This window comes from Aquabacterium sp. (assembly GCF_014378415.1).
Classification (GTDB): domain Bacteria; phylum Pseudomonadota; class Gammaproteobacteria; order Burkholderiales; family Burkholderiaceae_C; genus Aquabacterium.
This window is the reverse complement of sequence record NZ_JACMNS010000040.1, coordinates 1-15,664: the sequence shown is the minus strand read 5'-3', so window position 1 is coordinate 15,664 and position 15,664 is coordinate 1. Positions and strand designations below refer to the sequence as shown.

Sequence of the window (15,664 nt, the reverse complement as noted above, 5' to 3'; positions counted from 1 at the left end):
TTCTTACCGTGTCAGTTCTTTGATTTCAACCTGGCCGGATTCCAGATCAACTTCGGTGCGCAGCATCAGCTCAAAGGGCACGGGCTGCGCCCACAGGTTGCAGGTGATGCGAAAGCTGATGACGTTGTGGTGGTCCATCGTCATTTCGTCCATCAGGGCGCTGACCTGCAGGGTGGACGCCATGATCCGCGGCTCGAAATCCAGCAGGGCCTGGCGCACTTGCGTTTCCAGATCGACCACGTCCAGGGTGGAGGCGGTCTCGCCCGACAAGGTGGGCAGCCCGAAGTTGAGCACCGAGCGTTGCACATGCGGGTGCGCGGGCCAGTTGAAGTCGCCCGACATCTGGGTGCAGTTGAACAGCCAGGCCAAGTCGCGCAGCACGGCGTCCCGCATGCGGTTGCGGGACATGACCCGCATCTCGCGCGACTCGACCTGAACGTCCGGGTTGTCGTCCATCAAGCGGTCCAGCAGCGCCGGCTGCAAGCGTTCTTGTGGCGTCTGCTCGGCCATGGCGGGTGCTTACTCGGCCGCAGCGGCCGTGTCCGTGGCGTCGGACGGCGTCGCGTTGAAGGTGATGCTGCGCAGGTCCATCAGGGGCGTGTCGCCCTCGTTGGTGGTGAACAGGCGCTGGCCCAGGCCGGTGTAGAAGCCGGGTGTCGATTCGACCCAATCGGTCTTGCGCGACAGGGCGATGAGCCCATCAAGGCTGGCCTCGGAGCCGGCATAGCGCGTGGGGATCAGGCCCACCGATTCGCCGCCGTTCTCGAACACAAAGTGCGCGGGCATCCACACGGCATCGCGCAGATCTTCGGGCGGGTCGATGGTGAGCGCGCTCAGGCGCGAGAAAGGCACCCAGTAGTACTTGCCATTGATGACGGCCTCAATCACTGGGCCCAAGCGCATGTCGGCATCGGCGATCCACTCGAAGGCTTGTGCGGCATCACCCTGGCCCACGGTGCCGCTGACGGCGGGGGCTTGCTCAAACGCCTGGTCGCGCAGCGATTTGGCATCGGCGTGCTCGCCCTTGCCTTCGCGCAGCAGCGCTTCGATCAGCAGTGCCAGCCAGGGCTCGGGCTGACCAAAGATCATCGGCACCTTCAGGCCCTTGAAGACCTCGGCGCGCAGCAGCTCACACTTGATGCCTTCGCGGTAGGTCTGCGCCATGGCCAGGGTGGAGGCATCGAGCTCGGTGGCCACGTTCAACTGGTTGAGCGCACGCTCCCATTGGCCCAGCACGCACAGCAGCTGGAACAGAAAAACCCGCAGCTTGGCGTCGCCCGGCTTGCCGCGGATCAGGTCTTGCAGTTGCTTGAGCGCCTGCTGGGGATCGCCTGCGCGCAGGCTGTCTTCGGGGGCTGAGAGTGCGGTGGAAGGTGCGTTCATGTCGAGCCCGGTCAGGTGTTGGGACCCACGTCCGTGGAGAAGTTGGAGCCGCCTTTGCGCGAGCCCGTGCCGTCTTGTGGGTAGTAATCGATCGAGATCTTCTGGAAGCTGAGGCTGAGCTTCTCCACCATCTGATGGGCGGCGCCGTCGACGGTGGCCACGTCATAGGACGTGATGCGCGCGTTCTCGATCGTCACGATGAAGTACTCAACAGGCTTGCTGCCGGACTTGCGAACGGTGAGCACCCCTTTCTTGATCAATTCGTTGTTGCGCATGACGGACATCAGGGCCGTCGAGGCACTGTCCACGCGCTTGGTGATGTTCAGGGCATCGAGCGCGGTCTTGCCTGCGGCGCCACCGCCACCCATGGCCGAGGGCGAACGCATGCCCCATGACCAATCCAGGATGTCGATCTCGCCAGCGTGGGCGGTGTCGTTGGCTTCGCCTTTGACCGCGCCGGAGCGGCTGCCATCGACTTTGAAAAACATGTCACCCAGGGACATAAGGGACCTCTGCCAATGGCGTGCGATGGATTCAAACCATTGAAGGGCAAGGGGCCAGCCCCTTGCCCTTCAAGAAATCGGCGGTCTGATCGAGGATCAGGCGTCGACGTTTTCGGCGATGTTGTAGACCGCGAGGACTTCGCCGCCTTCCTTGGCGCCGGTCTTGTCTTGCGGCTGGTAGGCCACCTTGAACTTGGCGAAGTTCAGCGTGACGTTTTCCGTCAGGCGGTCTTCACCACCGCTGCCGCCGGTGCTCACCGAGGTGATCAGCACTTCGGTCAGGGTGATCTTGAGGTACTCAAGCGGCTTGTCGCCGGCCTTGCGCACGATCAGGGTCGCTTCGGGGTAGTGGGTGCCTTTGCAGCAGGCCAGGATCAAGTTGGTCGACGATTTGTCGATGTACTTGGTGAAGGACAGATCCTGCACGTTGACCTTGCCGGAACCAGCGCCGCCGCCGGTGTGGGCCGAGCCGGAGTTGCTCATGCCCCAGCTCCAGGCCAGAACGTCGACCAGGCCCGCGTGGGTCTTGTCGCGCGATTCGCCTTTGACGTCGCCGATCTTGATGAACATGTCTACAGCCATGGTGTGCTCCTAAATTGCAAGTGATGTTGAATGAATGAACGTCTGGAAAACGGCCTCAGGCCCGATCAGCCCGCCTTGGCGGAGGGCAGCTTCGAGACCAGGCGCAGGGAAACCGTCAGCCCTTCGAGCTGATAGTGAGGGCGCAGGAAGAACTTGGACGAGTAGTAGCCGGGGTTGCCCTCGACTTCTTCGACGACCACTTCCGCGGCGGCCAAAGGCTTGCTGGCCTTGGTCGACTCGGATGAGTGAGCAGGATCGCCATCGACGTACTGCAGGATCCAGTCTTGCAACCAGCGCTGCATGTCGTCGCGCTCTTTGAACGAACCGACCTTGTCGCGCACGATGCACTTGAGGTAGTGCGCGAAGCGGCAGGTGGCGAACAGGTAGGGCAGGCGGGCGGCCAGGTTGGCGTTGGCCGAGGCATCCGGGTCGTCGTACTCGGCGGGCTTTTGCAGCGATTGCGCACCGATGAAGGCAGCGAAGTCGCTGTTCTTCTTGTGCACCAGGGGCATGAAGCCGGCCTTGGCCAGTTCCGCTTCGCGGCGGTCGGCGATGGCGATTTCGGTGGGGCACTTCATGTCCACACCGCCGTCGTCGGTCGGGAAGGTGTGCGAGGGCAGGTTCTGCACCGCACCACCCGATTCAATGCCACGGATGCGCGAACACCAGCCGAACTCCTTGAAGGAGCGGTTGATGTTGGTCGCCATCGCGTAAGCGGCATTGGCCCAGGTGTACTTGTTGTGGTCAGCCGCGCCGGTGTCTTCCTCGAAGTCGAAGGCTTCGACCGGGTTGGTGCGCGAACCATACGGCAGGCGCGACAGGAAGCGGGGCATGGCCAGGCCGATGTACTTGGCATCGTCCGACTCGCGCAGGGTGCGCCAGGCGGCGTACTCTGGCGTCGAGAAGATCTTGGTCAGGTCGCGTGGGTTGGCCAACTCTTGCCACGATTCCATTTGCATGGTGGTGGGCGAAGCGCCAGAGATGAAAGGCATATGCGAAGCCGCGCACACCTTGGCCATCTCGGACAGCAGTTCCACATCAGGCGGGCTGTGGTCGAAGTGGTAGTCGCCGACCATGCAGCCGAAAGGCTCGCCGCCGAACTGGCCATACTCTTCTTCATAGACGCGCTTGAAGATCGGGCTTTGGTCCCAGGCCGTGCCTTTGAAGCGCTTGAGCGTCTTGCCCAGGTCCGCCTTGGAGATGTTCATCACCCGGATCTTGAGCTGCTCGTCGGTCTCGGTGTTGCTGACCATGTAGTGCAGGCCGCGCCAGGCGCCTTCCAGCTTCTGGAAGTCTTCGTGGTGCATGATCAGGTTGACCTGGTCGGACAGCTTCTTGTCGATCGCGGCAATCATGGCCTCGATGGACTTGATGACGTCGTTGCCGATCAGCTTGGTCTGCGACAGGGCTTGCTGAGCCAGGGTCTGGATGGCCATCTCGACGGCGCTCTTGGCCTCGTCGGTCTTGGGCTTGAATTCCTTTTGCAGCAGGGACGCGAGGTCGCTGCCTTCCAGCGTGGCGCTGGCCAGGGCGGAGTTGAGTTGGGTTTCTGCCATGAGGTTCTCCAGTTACTCCGCGGGCTTTTCAGCGCTGCCCAAAGTGGCCAGCAGGGCGGGATCGGCCAAGACCTTGGCGATCAGTTCTTCGGCGCCGGTCTTGCCGTCCATGTAGGTGACCAGGTTGGCCAGCTGTTGACGGGCGTCCAGCAGCTTGCTCAGCGCATCGACCTTTTTGGCGACGGCGGCAGGCGAAAAATCGTCCATGTTGTCGAAGGTCAGGTCAACACTGATGTTGCCTTCGCCGGTCAGGCTGTTGGGCACCTGGAAAGCCACGCGTGGCTTCATCGACTTCATGCGCGAGTCGAAGTTATCGACGTCGATTTCGAGGAACTTGCGGTCGGCCACGGGGGCCAGCGGGTCGGCGGGCTTGCCCGACAGGTCGGCCAGCACACCCATCACGAAGGGCAATTGCACCTTCTTCTGGGCGCCGTAAAGCTCCACGTCGTATTCAATCTGGACGCGCGGCGCGCGGTTGCGCGCAATGAATTTCTGGCTACTCATGATCACCTCCGGTCAATCTGGGTGGGGAAGGGTTGGTTATCGTCCGAAGCGCGTCATCATTCGACGTCTTCGGATTGGATGCTTTCAGGATCGACGCCCATGATGCGGGCCACCTCGTTGAGGGCGTCGGGGGCAAGTTCGCGCATCAGCTGCAGGAAGTTCTTGTTGATCAGGCGACGGGCACGGCGCAGCAACAATTGGGCCGGGTTGGTGGGCTCGGTGCGCTCCAGGTAGTCGCAGACCATGTCGATGGCCTTGAGCGCGTCGGCGCGCGATTCCACCCCGCCCATCAGCCCTTTGCCCGAGGCACGCGGTGCCGAGCCGCCATCGCTGGACGGGGCCTGGGCGGCATCATCCGCGCCGGCGCTGGCGTCATCACCCGCACCAGCGGTGGGCATGACCTGCTTCACCAGGCTGATCAGGTTGTGCAGTGGGCGCACATCGGGGGCGCGTTCGATGCCAACGTGGTCGTTCAGGAGGCTACTCAAGGCCTTGAGCATGGCCAGGGCGGCGGTGACCTGGCCGGGCAGCTCGGCGTTTTGCGCGGTGGCCGCGGCCAGCATCTGCTCAACCTGGTGGCGCGTCATGGGCGTTTCGCCATCGCGTGGCGGGTACTTGCCCATCATCACTTCGATGTCGCGCACGCGCAGTTCGCCAATGGATCGGTTCTGGATGACCAGCGCGCTGCGCACGTCGCCCACCATCCCTTCGACCTCGCCCAGCAAAGCCAGCACGTTCAGTCGCGCATAGACGTCGCCATCATCGGGGTCGGGTTGGGGGTGCAGGGTGGCCCAGAAGCGATCGAGCAGGCCCAGCTGCAGGCGCAAGGCGTCGGGCACCGCGCGGAAACCGTTCAGCTGAATGTGCGCGCGGCCCCAGTGCATGGCCGCGCGCAGGTCGCGGGTGCGATCGAAGAGCGATTGGCTGATGTCGTGCACCAAGCGCCAGTCGGGCGGTTCGGCCGGGGCAAACTGGTTTTCGGGCTTGCCGGTGGCGGCCTGGGCCAATTCCAGGAAAGTGTTGTCGTATTCGAGATCCGCGCCGCAAGGGGCGTCAGGATCAGGCAAGGGCTCGAACCAATCGTCCACGATGGTCCGCTCGCCGGTGCTGGATGGGTGGAAGTCTCCCGATTCACTCATCTCGTCAACCTATTGAATTCACTGCTGAGGAGCATGAGTGTCTACTAATTGAAGGCTCTGCTGGGACAACTTTGCAAAAGCTGTTGAGATTTATCACTTTGCAGTGGCTGCCAGCCATTGGGTGGCGATTCTGTTCGGATATTTCGGGTGCCGTCAACATGCAAGCTAGGGGGGTGTTGTTAGCGGTAACACCTAGGCGACAACGCCCCGCCACCGGCTAAGCGGTGGCGGGGCGTGAGCGGGGCGCGGAGCGAGGGGCAGCGCTTAGAAGGTTTCCCAATCGCTGTCAGATGGGGGTGCGGCGTTTTTGCTGGCGCTGGCGGTGACCACCGGTGCGCTCATCGGCGCGGCCGTTTTGGGCAACGCGGCCCTGACGGGGGTGGGCTTGGCCGTGGCGCGTGATGCCGTGGTGGGCGTGTGCCGTGCCGTGGTCTGGGCCTTGGCGATCACCGTGCTGGCTTCGACGTGGGCGTTCACCGGGGAGGCAGCCAGCGGGTGTTTGGCGGCGTGGTGGCTGCCCAACTTGAAGGCCGACACCGCTTGCGCCAGGCGCCCGGCCTGGTCCTTCAGGCTTTCGGCTGCGGCAGCGGACTGCTCTACCAGCGCGGCGTTTTGCTGCGTCATCTGGTCCAGCTCGGTGACCGCCTGGTTGACCTGGCCGATGCCGATGCTTTGTTCGGTCGAGGCCGCGCTGATCTCGCCAATGATGTCCGACACGCGGTTCACGCTGGTCATGATTTCGGTCATCGAGTTGCCGGCGTCTTGCACCAGTTTGGATCCCGAATCGACCTTCTCGGACGAGGCGTTGATCAGGGTCTTGATTTCCTTGGCGGCCTGCGCGCTGCGTTGGGCCAGCGAGCGCACTTCGCCCGCCACCACCGCGAAGCCACGGCCTTGTTCGCCGGCGCGGGCGGCTTCCACTGCAGCGTTCAAGGCCAGGATGTTGGTCTGGAAGGCGATGCCATCGATCACGGTGATGATCTCGGTGATTTTGCGGCTGGCCACACTGATCTCCGACATGTTGCACACCACTTGCGAGACGATTTGCTCGCCACGCACGGCGGCCGTGGCCGCGCCGGACGCCAATTGGTTGGCCTGGCGGGCCGAGTCGGCGCTTTGGCGCACCGTGCCGGTCAATTCGCCCATCGAGCTGGCGGTTTTCTCCAGGTTCGAGGCGGTGTTCTCGGTGCGGTTTGACAAATCCAGGTTGCCGCTGGCGATTTCTTGCGAGGCCGTGGCGATCGAATCGGTGGCGTTGCGGATCAGGGTGATGGTGTCGCGCAGGCGGGTGGTCATGTTGACGACCGAGGCGCGCAGCGAGGTGTTGTCGCCAGGGTTGGGCTGGATGGTCAGGTCCAGGTCGCCTCCGGCGATGCGGCTGACCAGGTCGCGCAGGGTGGTGGGCTCGTCGCCCAGGTCGCCCCACACGGATTTGACGATGGCCGCCGAGGCCACGCCGAGCACGCCCAGCACGATGGCGCCGGTGATGACCGACACCCACAGGCTGGTGTTGACGCCGTTCTTGGCATTGGTCTGGGCTTCGGCGATGGCGGCTTTGGCCTGCGTCTTGCGAGTGTTCAGCAGCTTGCTGAGCACGGTTTGCGACGATTGCATCTGCGCGACCAGGTCGCCCGGAGGCGCCTTGGTCAGCAAGGCCCGTGTGGCGCCAATGGCGGAGGCTTGGTAGGCGTTGAAGGCGGCGTCCAGCTCCTTGGCCACGGCTTCCTTGCCATTCAGCTTCTGCATGGCGGCCAGGCCAGCTTGGGCGCTGGCGACCATGGTGTCGGTGTCCTTGATGCGGTCTGGATCGCCTTCGGCGGCGGCCGTTTGCAAGGTCAGCCGGAGCTGGTCGGTGCTGCGGTCCACGGCCAGCACGTACTCGCTGTGCGGGCTGTCGATGGCTTCCAGGTGCTTGAGCCCGCGTGAGGTTTGCTCCCCCACGAAGAAGCTCACTGCCACGCCGACGACGAACACGGCGCCCGCACTGAGCGGCAACATCCAGATTTTGGTACGAAAATTCATTACTTCTGCCTCCGGGCGGGCGCCCTTGTCAGGCGCAATTCATGGGTGACTCCTGACGCTATCGGCATCTTGCCGCGCAAGCTGAAGTGGCAAAAGCCAAAAATATGGGGGATGCGCCCTGCATTCTGTGCATTCAGGTCTCCCTAGAATCCCCGGATGAGTTTTCCCGCCGCCGTTGCCAAGCCCCCGACCACCCGCCGCCTGATGTTTTGGGTCGGCCTGCTGTATTTCTCGGAGGGTTTGCCGCTGGGCTTGTTCTTCGATCTGTTCCCGGTGCACCTGCGCCAGGCGGGGGTGGGCCCGGCCGAAATCGGGCTGCTGAGCTTGCTGGGCCTGGCCTGGACCGTGAAGTTTTTATGGGCGCCCCTGGTGGACGCCTGGCGGCACCACCGGCTGTGGATGTCTGTGGCCAACCTGGGCATGGCCGCCGTGCTGGCCGCGTTGGCCATGAACCCGCAGGCCCTGGGACAGGGCGAGACCTGGCCCTGGGTGCTGTTGGCGGTATTCACGTTTTTGTCGGCCACCAACGACATCGCCACCGACGGCTACACGATCGAGCAATTGGCGCAAGGGCAGTACGGTGTGGCCAATGGCTTGCGGATTGGTTTTTACCGCGTGGGCATGTTGGCGGCAGGGGGCTTGTTGGTGGCTGCAGGCTGGATGGGCACGCCTGGGCAGCCCAATTGGGCGGCGGCTTATGGTCTGGGCGCTGTGCTGATGTTGATGAACGGCGTGGCGGTGCTGTTGGCGCCCAAGCAACCGCCCCGGGCCGCGCGCCCGCCAGGGGCTTCGGCGCGCGAGTGGCTGGTGCTGCGCCAGCAACCCTTGTGGCTGCTGGCCCTGGCCCTGGTGATGGCGGGCCTGCTGTGGCCGGCCCTGGCGCCGCTGGGCAAAACCTTTGACTGGACGTGGGTGCAGGCGGTGTCGGGCACCTGGTGGTTCAAAGGGGCCGTGCCGGTGGGCTTGATGTTCGCGGGCGCGAGCCTGATGGTGACGGCCGCCCGTGGCCCCCAAGCCCACGCCTTGGCCGACGGGCCCGTGTTTGGCGCCTGGGTCAGCCTGCTGGCACGGCCGGGCATGCTGGCGGTGCTGTTGTTCATCTTGCTGTTCAAGCTGGGGGATGCGGCCATGGGCTTCATGGTCAAGCCCTTCTGGGTGGACGCGGGCTTCACGCCTACCCAGATCGGCCTGGTCAGCGTCAATGTAGGCCTGGGCCTGTCGATCGCCGGGGGGCTGTTGGGCGGCTGGTACGTGGACCGCGCCGGTATCTTCAAGGGCTTGTGGGTGCTGGGGCTGGCCCAGGCGCTGTCCAACCTGGGCTACGCGGCGGCGGCCTGGTATGTGCCTAACGCCCTGCCGGGCATGGTCGATCCGCAATACCAGTTGGTGGTGTACGCGGCCAGTGGCCTGGAAAGCTTCACGGGCGGCTTGGGCACGGGCGCGTTCCTGGCCTTTTTGATGGGCATCACCCACAAGGCGCGGGCCACCACGGAATACGCCATCCTGTCGTCCATCTTCGCGTTCTCACGCGCGGTGGCGGGCTGGGCTGGCGGTTTGGGGGTAGAGCAAATGGGCTACGCCTCGTTCTTCTTCTTGACGTTCTGGCTGTCGTTTCCAGCCTATTTGCTGCTGCCGGCGGTGCGCCGTATGCTGAATCGCTCCGACGAGCGTTAATGTCAACATGGATAAACGAATGAAGTCTGTTCAGATGGTGAGGGCGGCCGTGTTGCTGTCTCTGGTGGCGTGCAGTTTTGGCGCGCAGGCGCGCGAAGGCGTGGAGGTGGGCAAGCAATCAGGCCTGTCGCGCCTGGTGTCGGCGGACCAGGTGGAGCAAATGGCGGCGCAGCAGTACGTGAAGCTCACCACCCAGGCCAAGGCCCAGAACGCTTTGCTGCCCGACAACCACCCGCAGGTGATCCGTGTGCGCGCCATCGCCCGGCGTTTGATCCCCCACGCGCTGGAGTGGAACAAGCGCGCTGCGCAATGGCGCTGGGAAGTCAACGTGCTGCAGTCCAAAGAGATCAATGCTTTTTGCATGCCCGGGGGCAAGATCGCCTTCTACACCGGCATCTTGGAGCAGCTGAAGTTGAACGACGACGAGGTGGCCATGATCATGGGCCACGAGATGGCCCACGCGCTGCGCGAACATGCGCGCGAGCAAATGGGCAAATCAGCGGCCACGGGTTTGGGCGCCAGCTTGCTGTCCAGCCTGTTGGGCCTGGGCAGCACGGGTGACATGGTGTTGAACGCGGGCCGCAGCTTGCTGAGCCTGAGCTTTGGCCGCAAGGATGAAACCGAAGGCGACCTGGTGGGCATGGAGCTGGCCGCGCGCGCGGGCTACGACCCGCGTGCCGGCCTCACCCTGTGGAAGAAGATGGGCGAGGCCAGCAAGGGCGCGCCGCCACAGTTCTTGTCCACCCACCCGGCCAGCAGCACGCGCATCCAGGACATCCAGGCCAGCTTGCCCAAGGTGATGCCGCTGTACCAGCGGGCTGAGAAGCCCGCGCAGCGCTTTGATCAGGCCCGTTGATCAGACCAGGTAAGGGTTGTACTGGCGCTCTTCGCCCAAGGTGCTCTCTAGGCCATGCCCGGGCGTGAAGGTGACGTCGTCACCCAGCGGCAGCAGCTTGTGCTTGATGGCGTGGATCAGGTGGGCGTGGTTGCCTTGCGGGAAATCGGTGCGGCCAATGCCGCCGGCGAACAGCACATCGCCCACGAAGGCGTGGCGCGTGGTGGGCTCGAACAGGATGACGTGACCCGGCGTGTGGCCGGGGCAGTGCAGCACTTGCAGGGTGCAGTGACCGATCTGAACCGTGTCGCCATCGGTGAGCCAGCGCGTGGGGCTGAACTGCTCGGCTGGTGGAAAGCCGAACATTTGCGATTGCTGGGGCAGGGAGTCGATCCAGAACTAATCACCAGGGTGCGGGCCTTCGATGGGCAGCGTGTGCTCGCGCGCCAGGGTGCCGGTGGCGCCTGCGTGGTCGATGTGCGCGTGGGTGAGCCACAGGGCCTTGAGGTTCAAGCCCAGGGCCTGGATGGGGGCCATGAGGGCGGGGATGTCGCCGCCGGGGTCGATCAGGGCGGCGTGGTTGGTTTCATCGCACCAGACAAGGCTGGCGTTCTGGGCGAATCGGGTGACTGGGATGGTTAGGCGGTGGAAAATGGTGGGGCGACAAGGACGCGGATAACAAAGTCTCAAAATTCAAAACATAGTTTCAAAACGGTACTTCCGGGGCCTGGATTGCAGGGCTCAACTTTAACCAACGAGGGCATGACAACCGCTTCACCGATAAGCAAAGCCTCGCCAGCACCTAGCGTGGGCAACTTCTCGCATAGGTTGTCAAGCGTGTCTGGAAGTAGACGAGCCACATAGCTTTGGTCTGCCAGCCGTTCAAATGGACTGCCACCGCTGATTCAATCCTCGAAAAATTGAATCGACTTTGTTCACGTATCAGCGGGACACGGCACTAGTTCCGGAGGAGTTCAAGTAGCGAAAGCAGGGCCGGCAAATCGACAGGCTTCAGCATCCGGGCTTCAAAGCATTTCCCTTCCACCGCATCGCTCTTTGCGCCATAGCCTGTTAAGGCAATCCTGATCAAGGAAGGGTGCGCAATCTTCAGGAGCTTTGCCAACTCGTAGCCATCCATCACTGGCAGGCCGATATCCAAGATGGCAAAGTCCGGTTGAAACGACTTGGCGAGTTCCAGAGCGCTTGGCCCGTCCGGAGCGGTTTGAATCTGCAGCCCGCTTGCGGCCAACGCATGGGCCAACGTTTCGGCAGCATCTTGGTTGTCATCGACCACCAAGACCCGGCCCGACATCTTCGTGAAGAGTGCCGGCAAACAATGATCCGTCGTGCCCGAATCCTCGTCTCCTGCCATCAAAGGTATCGAAATCTTGAACGTGCTGCCCTTGCCGATGCCTTGGCTTCGTGCAACGACTTCACCGCCGTGAGACCGTACCAAGCTCTTGACAATCGCCAGGCCGAGGCCGAGGCCGCCGGAAGCCCGATCGACGCTTTGGCGCTCCTGCGTGAAGATATCAAACACCTGTGAAAGCATTTCCTCTGAAATGCCGACGCCGTTGTCAATGATTTTGATCACGGCTTGGTTATTGCTGGCGCGATGAACGTGGACCTGAATCTTGCCGTTTGGCGGTGTGAACTTGGAAGCGTTGACCAGCAGGTTGGAGACGACCTGAGCCAGGCGTGCAGCGTCGCCCATGATCCAGAGTGGCTGATTGTCGAGTTCCAGGAGGAGCCGGTGCTGTTGGCGCTCAAGCGCCGGGCTTGCGGTTTCAACGCCTATTGCAACTGCGGTTCGCAGATCCATACTGGCCAGGCGCAGCTCCATCTTGCCCGATGCGATGCGAGATACGTCCAGTAGGTCGTCGACAAGCCGGACCAGATGGCCCACCTGGCGCTCGAGCAATGCGCGCTCGACCTGAAACACCTGGGGCGACTTCATGCGCATCACGTGGAGTGTCGTGGTGATCGGCGAGAGCGGGTTCCTCAACTCATGCCCGAGCATGGCCAAAAACTCGTCTTTAGCGCGATTGGCCCGGTCGGCCTCGCGACGGGCTTCGGTCAATTTAGAGACGTCATAGGCCACGACCACGACGCCCACCGCACGCTCGTCGGGTCCGAGGGTTGGCTGGTAGACAAGGTCGAAAAAGCGTTCTTTGCGGGTCCCGGATCCGTCATCGACCATTAAGCGCATGGAGCGCGCCTGAAAAACTTCGCCGGTGACCAGGCAGTTGTCCAGCAACTCGTAAATTCCTTGTCCCGCCAACTCCGGCAGGGCCTCGCGAATCGGCAGGCCTTGTATAGCTCGTCCATCGAGCAATTGCAGGTACGCATCGTTGACGAATTCGAACCGGTGCTCGTTGCCGCGCAAGACGGCGATTCCGACGGGAGTCTGAGCGAATACTTCGGTGAGCCGATCTGCCTGCAAGCGCTCAGCGGCGCGAAGTCGTTGCCTGAGCACCTGCGCATCGATGCGTGCAACCAGCTCGCGGACGCTGAACGGCTTAACGACGTAGTCGTCGGCACCTGCCTCCATTCCCTCGATTCGGCTTTCCTCACCTGCACGGGCCGACAGAAGGATGACCGGCACGTCTGCTGTCCGGGGATCGGCACGCAGCGCCTTCAACAGGCCAAAACCGTCCAGCCGGGGCATCATCACGTCCGTCAAAATGAGGTCGGGAAGCTGGCGGCGCACCGCTGCCAGCGCTGCCTCCCCGTCTGGCACAGCCTCAACGTGGTACTGCCCCTTTAGCAGCCGCTCGAGGTACTGGCGCATGTCGAGATTGTCGTCGGCCACCAGCACGAGGGGCCGGTTGGCGTCGATCCGCGGGGACAACGAAGCAGAGGCAAGCAGATCTTCTGGTGATGGCAACTCCGCACCTGGAGCGTGGGGCGGGTCGCCCTCCGGCAACCAGCGCAACGCCTCTTGCACGAACGGACTTGCCTCCGTTTTGGGTTGGGCGGCGACATCGCCACCCCCGAGTTGTTCGCGAGGAAGGTGTTCGGTGCCGAGCGGGATCGAGACGCGAAAGGTGGTTCCTCTGTCAAACTCGCTCTCTGCGGTGATCGCGCCGCCGTGCAGCTTGACCAGTTCTTGCACGAGGGCCAGCCCGATGCCGCTTCCCTCATGGGTGCGCCCTCGGGCATTTTCAACACGATGGAACCGCTCGAACAGCCGGGGAATTTCGGCTGCCGGAATGCCCGTGCCGGTATCGCGCACGACCAATTCGGCAGCGCGGCCTACCTGACGGAGGGTAACGGCGATCTCACCTTCGAAGGTGAACTTGAAAGCATTGGACAACAGGTTCAGGACCACCTTCTCCCACATCTCCCGATCCACGTAGACCGGCTGGTCCAGGGGTGGGCAATCGACTGTAAGCGCCAGGCCGGCTCGCTCGACGGCGGAACGAAACACGCTGGCGAGTTCGGCCGTAAAAGCGGCAAGGTCTACCGGTTGATATGCGGCACGGGCCCTCCCGGCCTCAATGCGAGAAAAGTCGAGCAGCGAGTTGACCAGGCGAAGCAGCCGCATCCCGTTTCGATTCACGACTTCGAGCTGGGCTGCGGCGTTCGGGGTCAGGTCAGTGCGGCTGTGCGCGAGCAAGTTCTCGACCTGGCCGAGGATCAGCGTCAGTGGCGTGCGGAACTCGTGGCTGACGTTGGAGAAGAAGGCGGTCTTGGCACGGTCCAACTCAGCCAGCGCTTCACTCCGCCGCCGTTCCTCTTCATGACCACGGGCATTGGCGACGGCGGTGGTGATGCCTGAAGCAACAAGGTCGTAGAAGCTTCGGTAGGCCTCGCTCATTGGCAAGCGAGAGCTGACCCCGGCAATGAAGACCGCAGCGGCACGAGTCGCTCCTGGCGGAATGATCGGCAGTACCAATGCCGCGGTTGGCGGCTCGGGATAGGGGCCGACGAAGCCCGGGCCGACCCGCTGCCCCACCTGGTCTACCTGCACCGCTGTCCCGGAACGAACAACTTCGCTCAATGGCCAGACAGCTTGTTCCGGCACGTCCAGATCGACCGTGCTTCGGCTGGCCGCCCCATTCGGCTTCAGGCCGGTTGTGCCGACCAGGCGGGCTTGGTGGCCGTCGGGTTCCAGTGCATAGAGAAGGACGAAGGGCAGGTCCAGATCGTATTCAGAGAGTGTCTGGGCTGACAAGGCCAGGGCTTCGTCAACAGTCTTTGCTTTGCTTGTGCGGGCAGCGAGGTCACGGAGCGCGCGTGTTCGCCGCTCGCTGATCACCTTGCTCGTCATCTCGATGACAGGGTGGAACAGGCCGCCGACCAGCCCGGTCTCGCCCCGGATGGGACTGAACGAAAATGTGAAGAAGCACTCCTCCAGGTACCCGTACCGTTCGAGGAAGATGTGCTGTGTCTCTAGGAAGGCCGTGTTGCCAGCCAGAGCCGAGTCGTGCGCCTCGCCGATGACCGGCCACGCTTCCTTCCAGCAGTCGGGAAAGTTCTGCCCCATCGACCTGGGATGCTTGTCGCCGCAAATGAGCCTATAGCCGTCGTTGTAAAGCTGGACAAGGCCTGGACCCCAGATGATGCAAATGGGCAGGTCTGAAGCTAGGCAGATGCTGACGGTCGTTCGCAAGCTCTGCGACCATTGGACAACAGGCCCCAGTGAGGTCATTGACCAGTCCATCGACCGGATCAGGCCTCCCATCTCGCCGCCCCCCTTCAGGAAGGCCTGGGGGTCCGAATCGGAGGCTGGCTGGTCATTTCGATTCATGGACGCTCGCGTGTACGGTCCGGCGCCATGGCACTGCGAACCTGGTTACCTAACAACACAGTTTACTCAACTGTGGAAAGGGCGGTGGGCAAGACAACAGGGGAAGGCCTTCGACGCACGATGACGAGCCTATCGTGATGAAGAAGCGCCATGGCCGCAAGGCTGGGGATTTAAATCCTTCACGCTGTATCGCGCGAGGCCTTCTCAGGGAGGAAGAACAGGAGGCACAGTGCAAACTGTAGCGGGCAACTGACGATGGCTAAGACCACCGCTGTTCAAGCCAAATCCAGAACACAGTGCCGACTCCTATCCAGAGCAGAACCATCAAAACTGCGCCGACCCGGCTGCTCGGCTTCGATCCCTGCGTCTTCAAATGGGCGCTACAAGGCTGAATTGATCCATCGGCGGGCACCATGGAAAACCAAGGAATCTGTCGAGCTGGCTACGCTGAAATGGGTGGCTTGGTTCAACCATAACCGGCTGCTTGAACCCAACGGTTGCATCCCTCCAGCAGAAGTTGAGGCCAACTGTTATTGGCATCTCGCCAGTCAACCCACCAAGATGAGGCATGAGTTAGGGAGCTGCTGATCAATGACCGCTTCACGCACACCCAGCAGCTATCGTGGGCTTGAATGTCGCGATGACGGTCAAATTCAGCCGGAATTCATGGCTTTGGACGTTTCCAACGTGATTTCAGGCCCCTTTCGGGGTTC

At 62.7% G+C, this 15,664-nt stretch carries 11 protein-coding genes and 2 pseudogenes; 3 read left to right on the top strand and 10 right to left on the bottom strand.

Annotated features, from left to right (window positions below; translation table 11 throughout):
• Positions 1 to 3: 3 nt before the first annotated feature.
• The 8 genes from tssE to H7225_RS04145 form a co-directional block, all read right to left on the bottom strand.
• Positions 4 to 510, bottom strand: a complete 507-nt coding sequence (gene tssE, locus H7225_RS04180) for a type VI secretion system baseplate subunit TssE (RefSeq protein WP_290659529.1) — start codon at positions 508 to 510, stop codon at positions 4 to 6.
• A gap of 9 nt (positions 511 to 519) precedes the next feature.
• Positions 520 to 1,383: a type VI secretion system accessory protein TagJ gene (locus H7225_RS04175; RefSeq protein ID WP_290659528.1), complete on the bottom strand. Its 864-nt coding sequence runs from the start codon at positions 1,381 to 1,383 to the stop codon at positions 520 to 522.
• Between the two features lie 11 nt (positions 1,384 to 1,394).
• Complete coding sequence (locus H7225_RS04170; RefSeq protein ID WP_290659527.1) at positions 1,395 to 1,886, bottom strand: type VI secretion system tube protein Hcp; 492 nt, start codon at positions 1,884 to 1,886, stop codon at positions 1,395 to 1,397.
• Positions 1,887 to 1,982: 96 nt separating this feature from the next.
• Positions 1,983 to 2,468, bottom strand: a complete 486-nt coding sequence (locus tag H7225_RS04165) for a type VI secretion system tube protein Hcp (protein WP_290659526.1) — start codon at positions 2,466 to 2,468, stop codon at positions 1,983 to 1,985.
• A 65-nt stretch (positions 2,469 to 2,533) separates the two neighbouring features.
• Positions 2,534 to 4,024 carry a type VI secretion system contractile sheath large subunit gene (gene tssC, locus H7225_RS04160; RefSeq protein WP_290659525.1) on the bottom strand — a complete coding sequence of 497 codons (1,491 nt, stop codon included), beginning with the start codon at positions 4,022 to 4,024 and terminating at the stop codon, positions 2,534 to 2,536.
• Between the two features lie 12 nt (positions 4,025 to 4,036).
• On the bottom strand, positions 4,037 to 4,528 hold the full coding sequence (tssB, locus tag H7225_RS04155) for a type VI secretion system contractile sheath small subunit (protein WP_290659524.1): 492 nt from the start codon (positions 4,526 to 4,528) through the stop codon (positions 4,037 to 4,039).
• 56 nt (positions 4,529 to 4,584) lie between these two features.
• The gene (gene tssA / locus H7225_RS04150; RefSeq protein ID WP_290659523.1) at positions 4,585 to 5,667 is read right to left on the bottom strand and encodes a type VI secretion system protein TssA; all 1,083 of its coding nucleotides are present in this window, start codon (positions 5,665 to 5,667) and stop codon (positions 4,585 to 4,587) included.
• Positions 5,668 to 5,931: 264 nt separating this feature from the next.
• Entirely contained in the window at positions 5,932 to 7,689 is a 1,758-nt protein-coding gene (locus H7225_RS04145) for a methyl-accepting chemotaxis protein (protein ID WP_290659522.1), read from the bottom strand.
• Positions 7,690 to 7,845: 156 nt separating this feature from the next.
• Here H7225_RS04145 and H7225_RS04140 point away from each other — a divergent pair, with 156 nt between their 5' ends.
• Positions 7,846 to 9,363 (top strand): MFS transporter, encoded by a 1,518-nt coding sequence (locus tag H7225_RS04140; protein WP_290659521.1) that lies wholly within the window; start codon positions 7,846 to 7,848, stop codon positions 9,361 to 9,363.
• 19 nt (positions 9,364 to 9,382) lie between these two features.
• Complete coding sequence (locus H7225_RS04135; protein WP_290659520.1) at positions 9,383 to 10,219, top strand: M48 family metallopeptidase; 837 nt, start codon at positions 9,383 to 9,385, stop codon at positions 10,217 to 10,219.
• On the opposite strand, the pseudogene H7225_RS04130 reads toward H7225_RS04135, so the two are convergent.
• Positions 10,220 to 10,852: pseudogene (locus tag H7225_RS04130) on the bottom strand (MBL fold metallo-hydrolase).
• A 304-nt stretch (positions 10,853 to 11,156) separates the two neighbouring features.
• The gene (locus H7225_RS04125) at positions 11,157 to 14,951 is read right to left on the bottom strand and encodes an ATP-binding protein (protein ID WP_290659519.1); all 3,795 of its coding nucleotides are present in this window, start codon (positions 14,949 to 14,951) and stop codon (positions 11,157 to 11,159) included.
• 354 nt (positions 14,952 to 15,305) lie between these two features.
• Between H7225_RS04125 and H7225_RS04120 the strand changes: the two are divergent.
• Positions 15,306 to 15,539: pseudogene (locus H7225_RS04120) on the top strand (hypothetical protein); the annotation flags it as partial.
• Between the last annotated feature and the right edge of the window lie 125 nt (positions 15,540 to 15,664).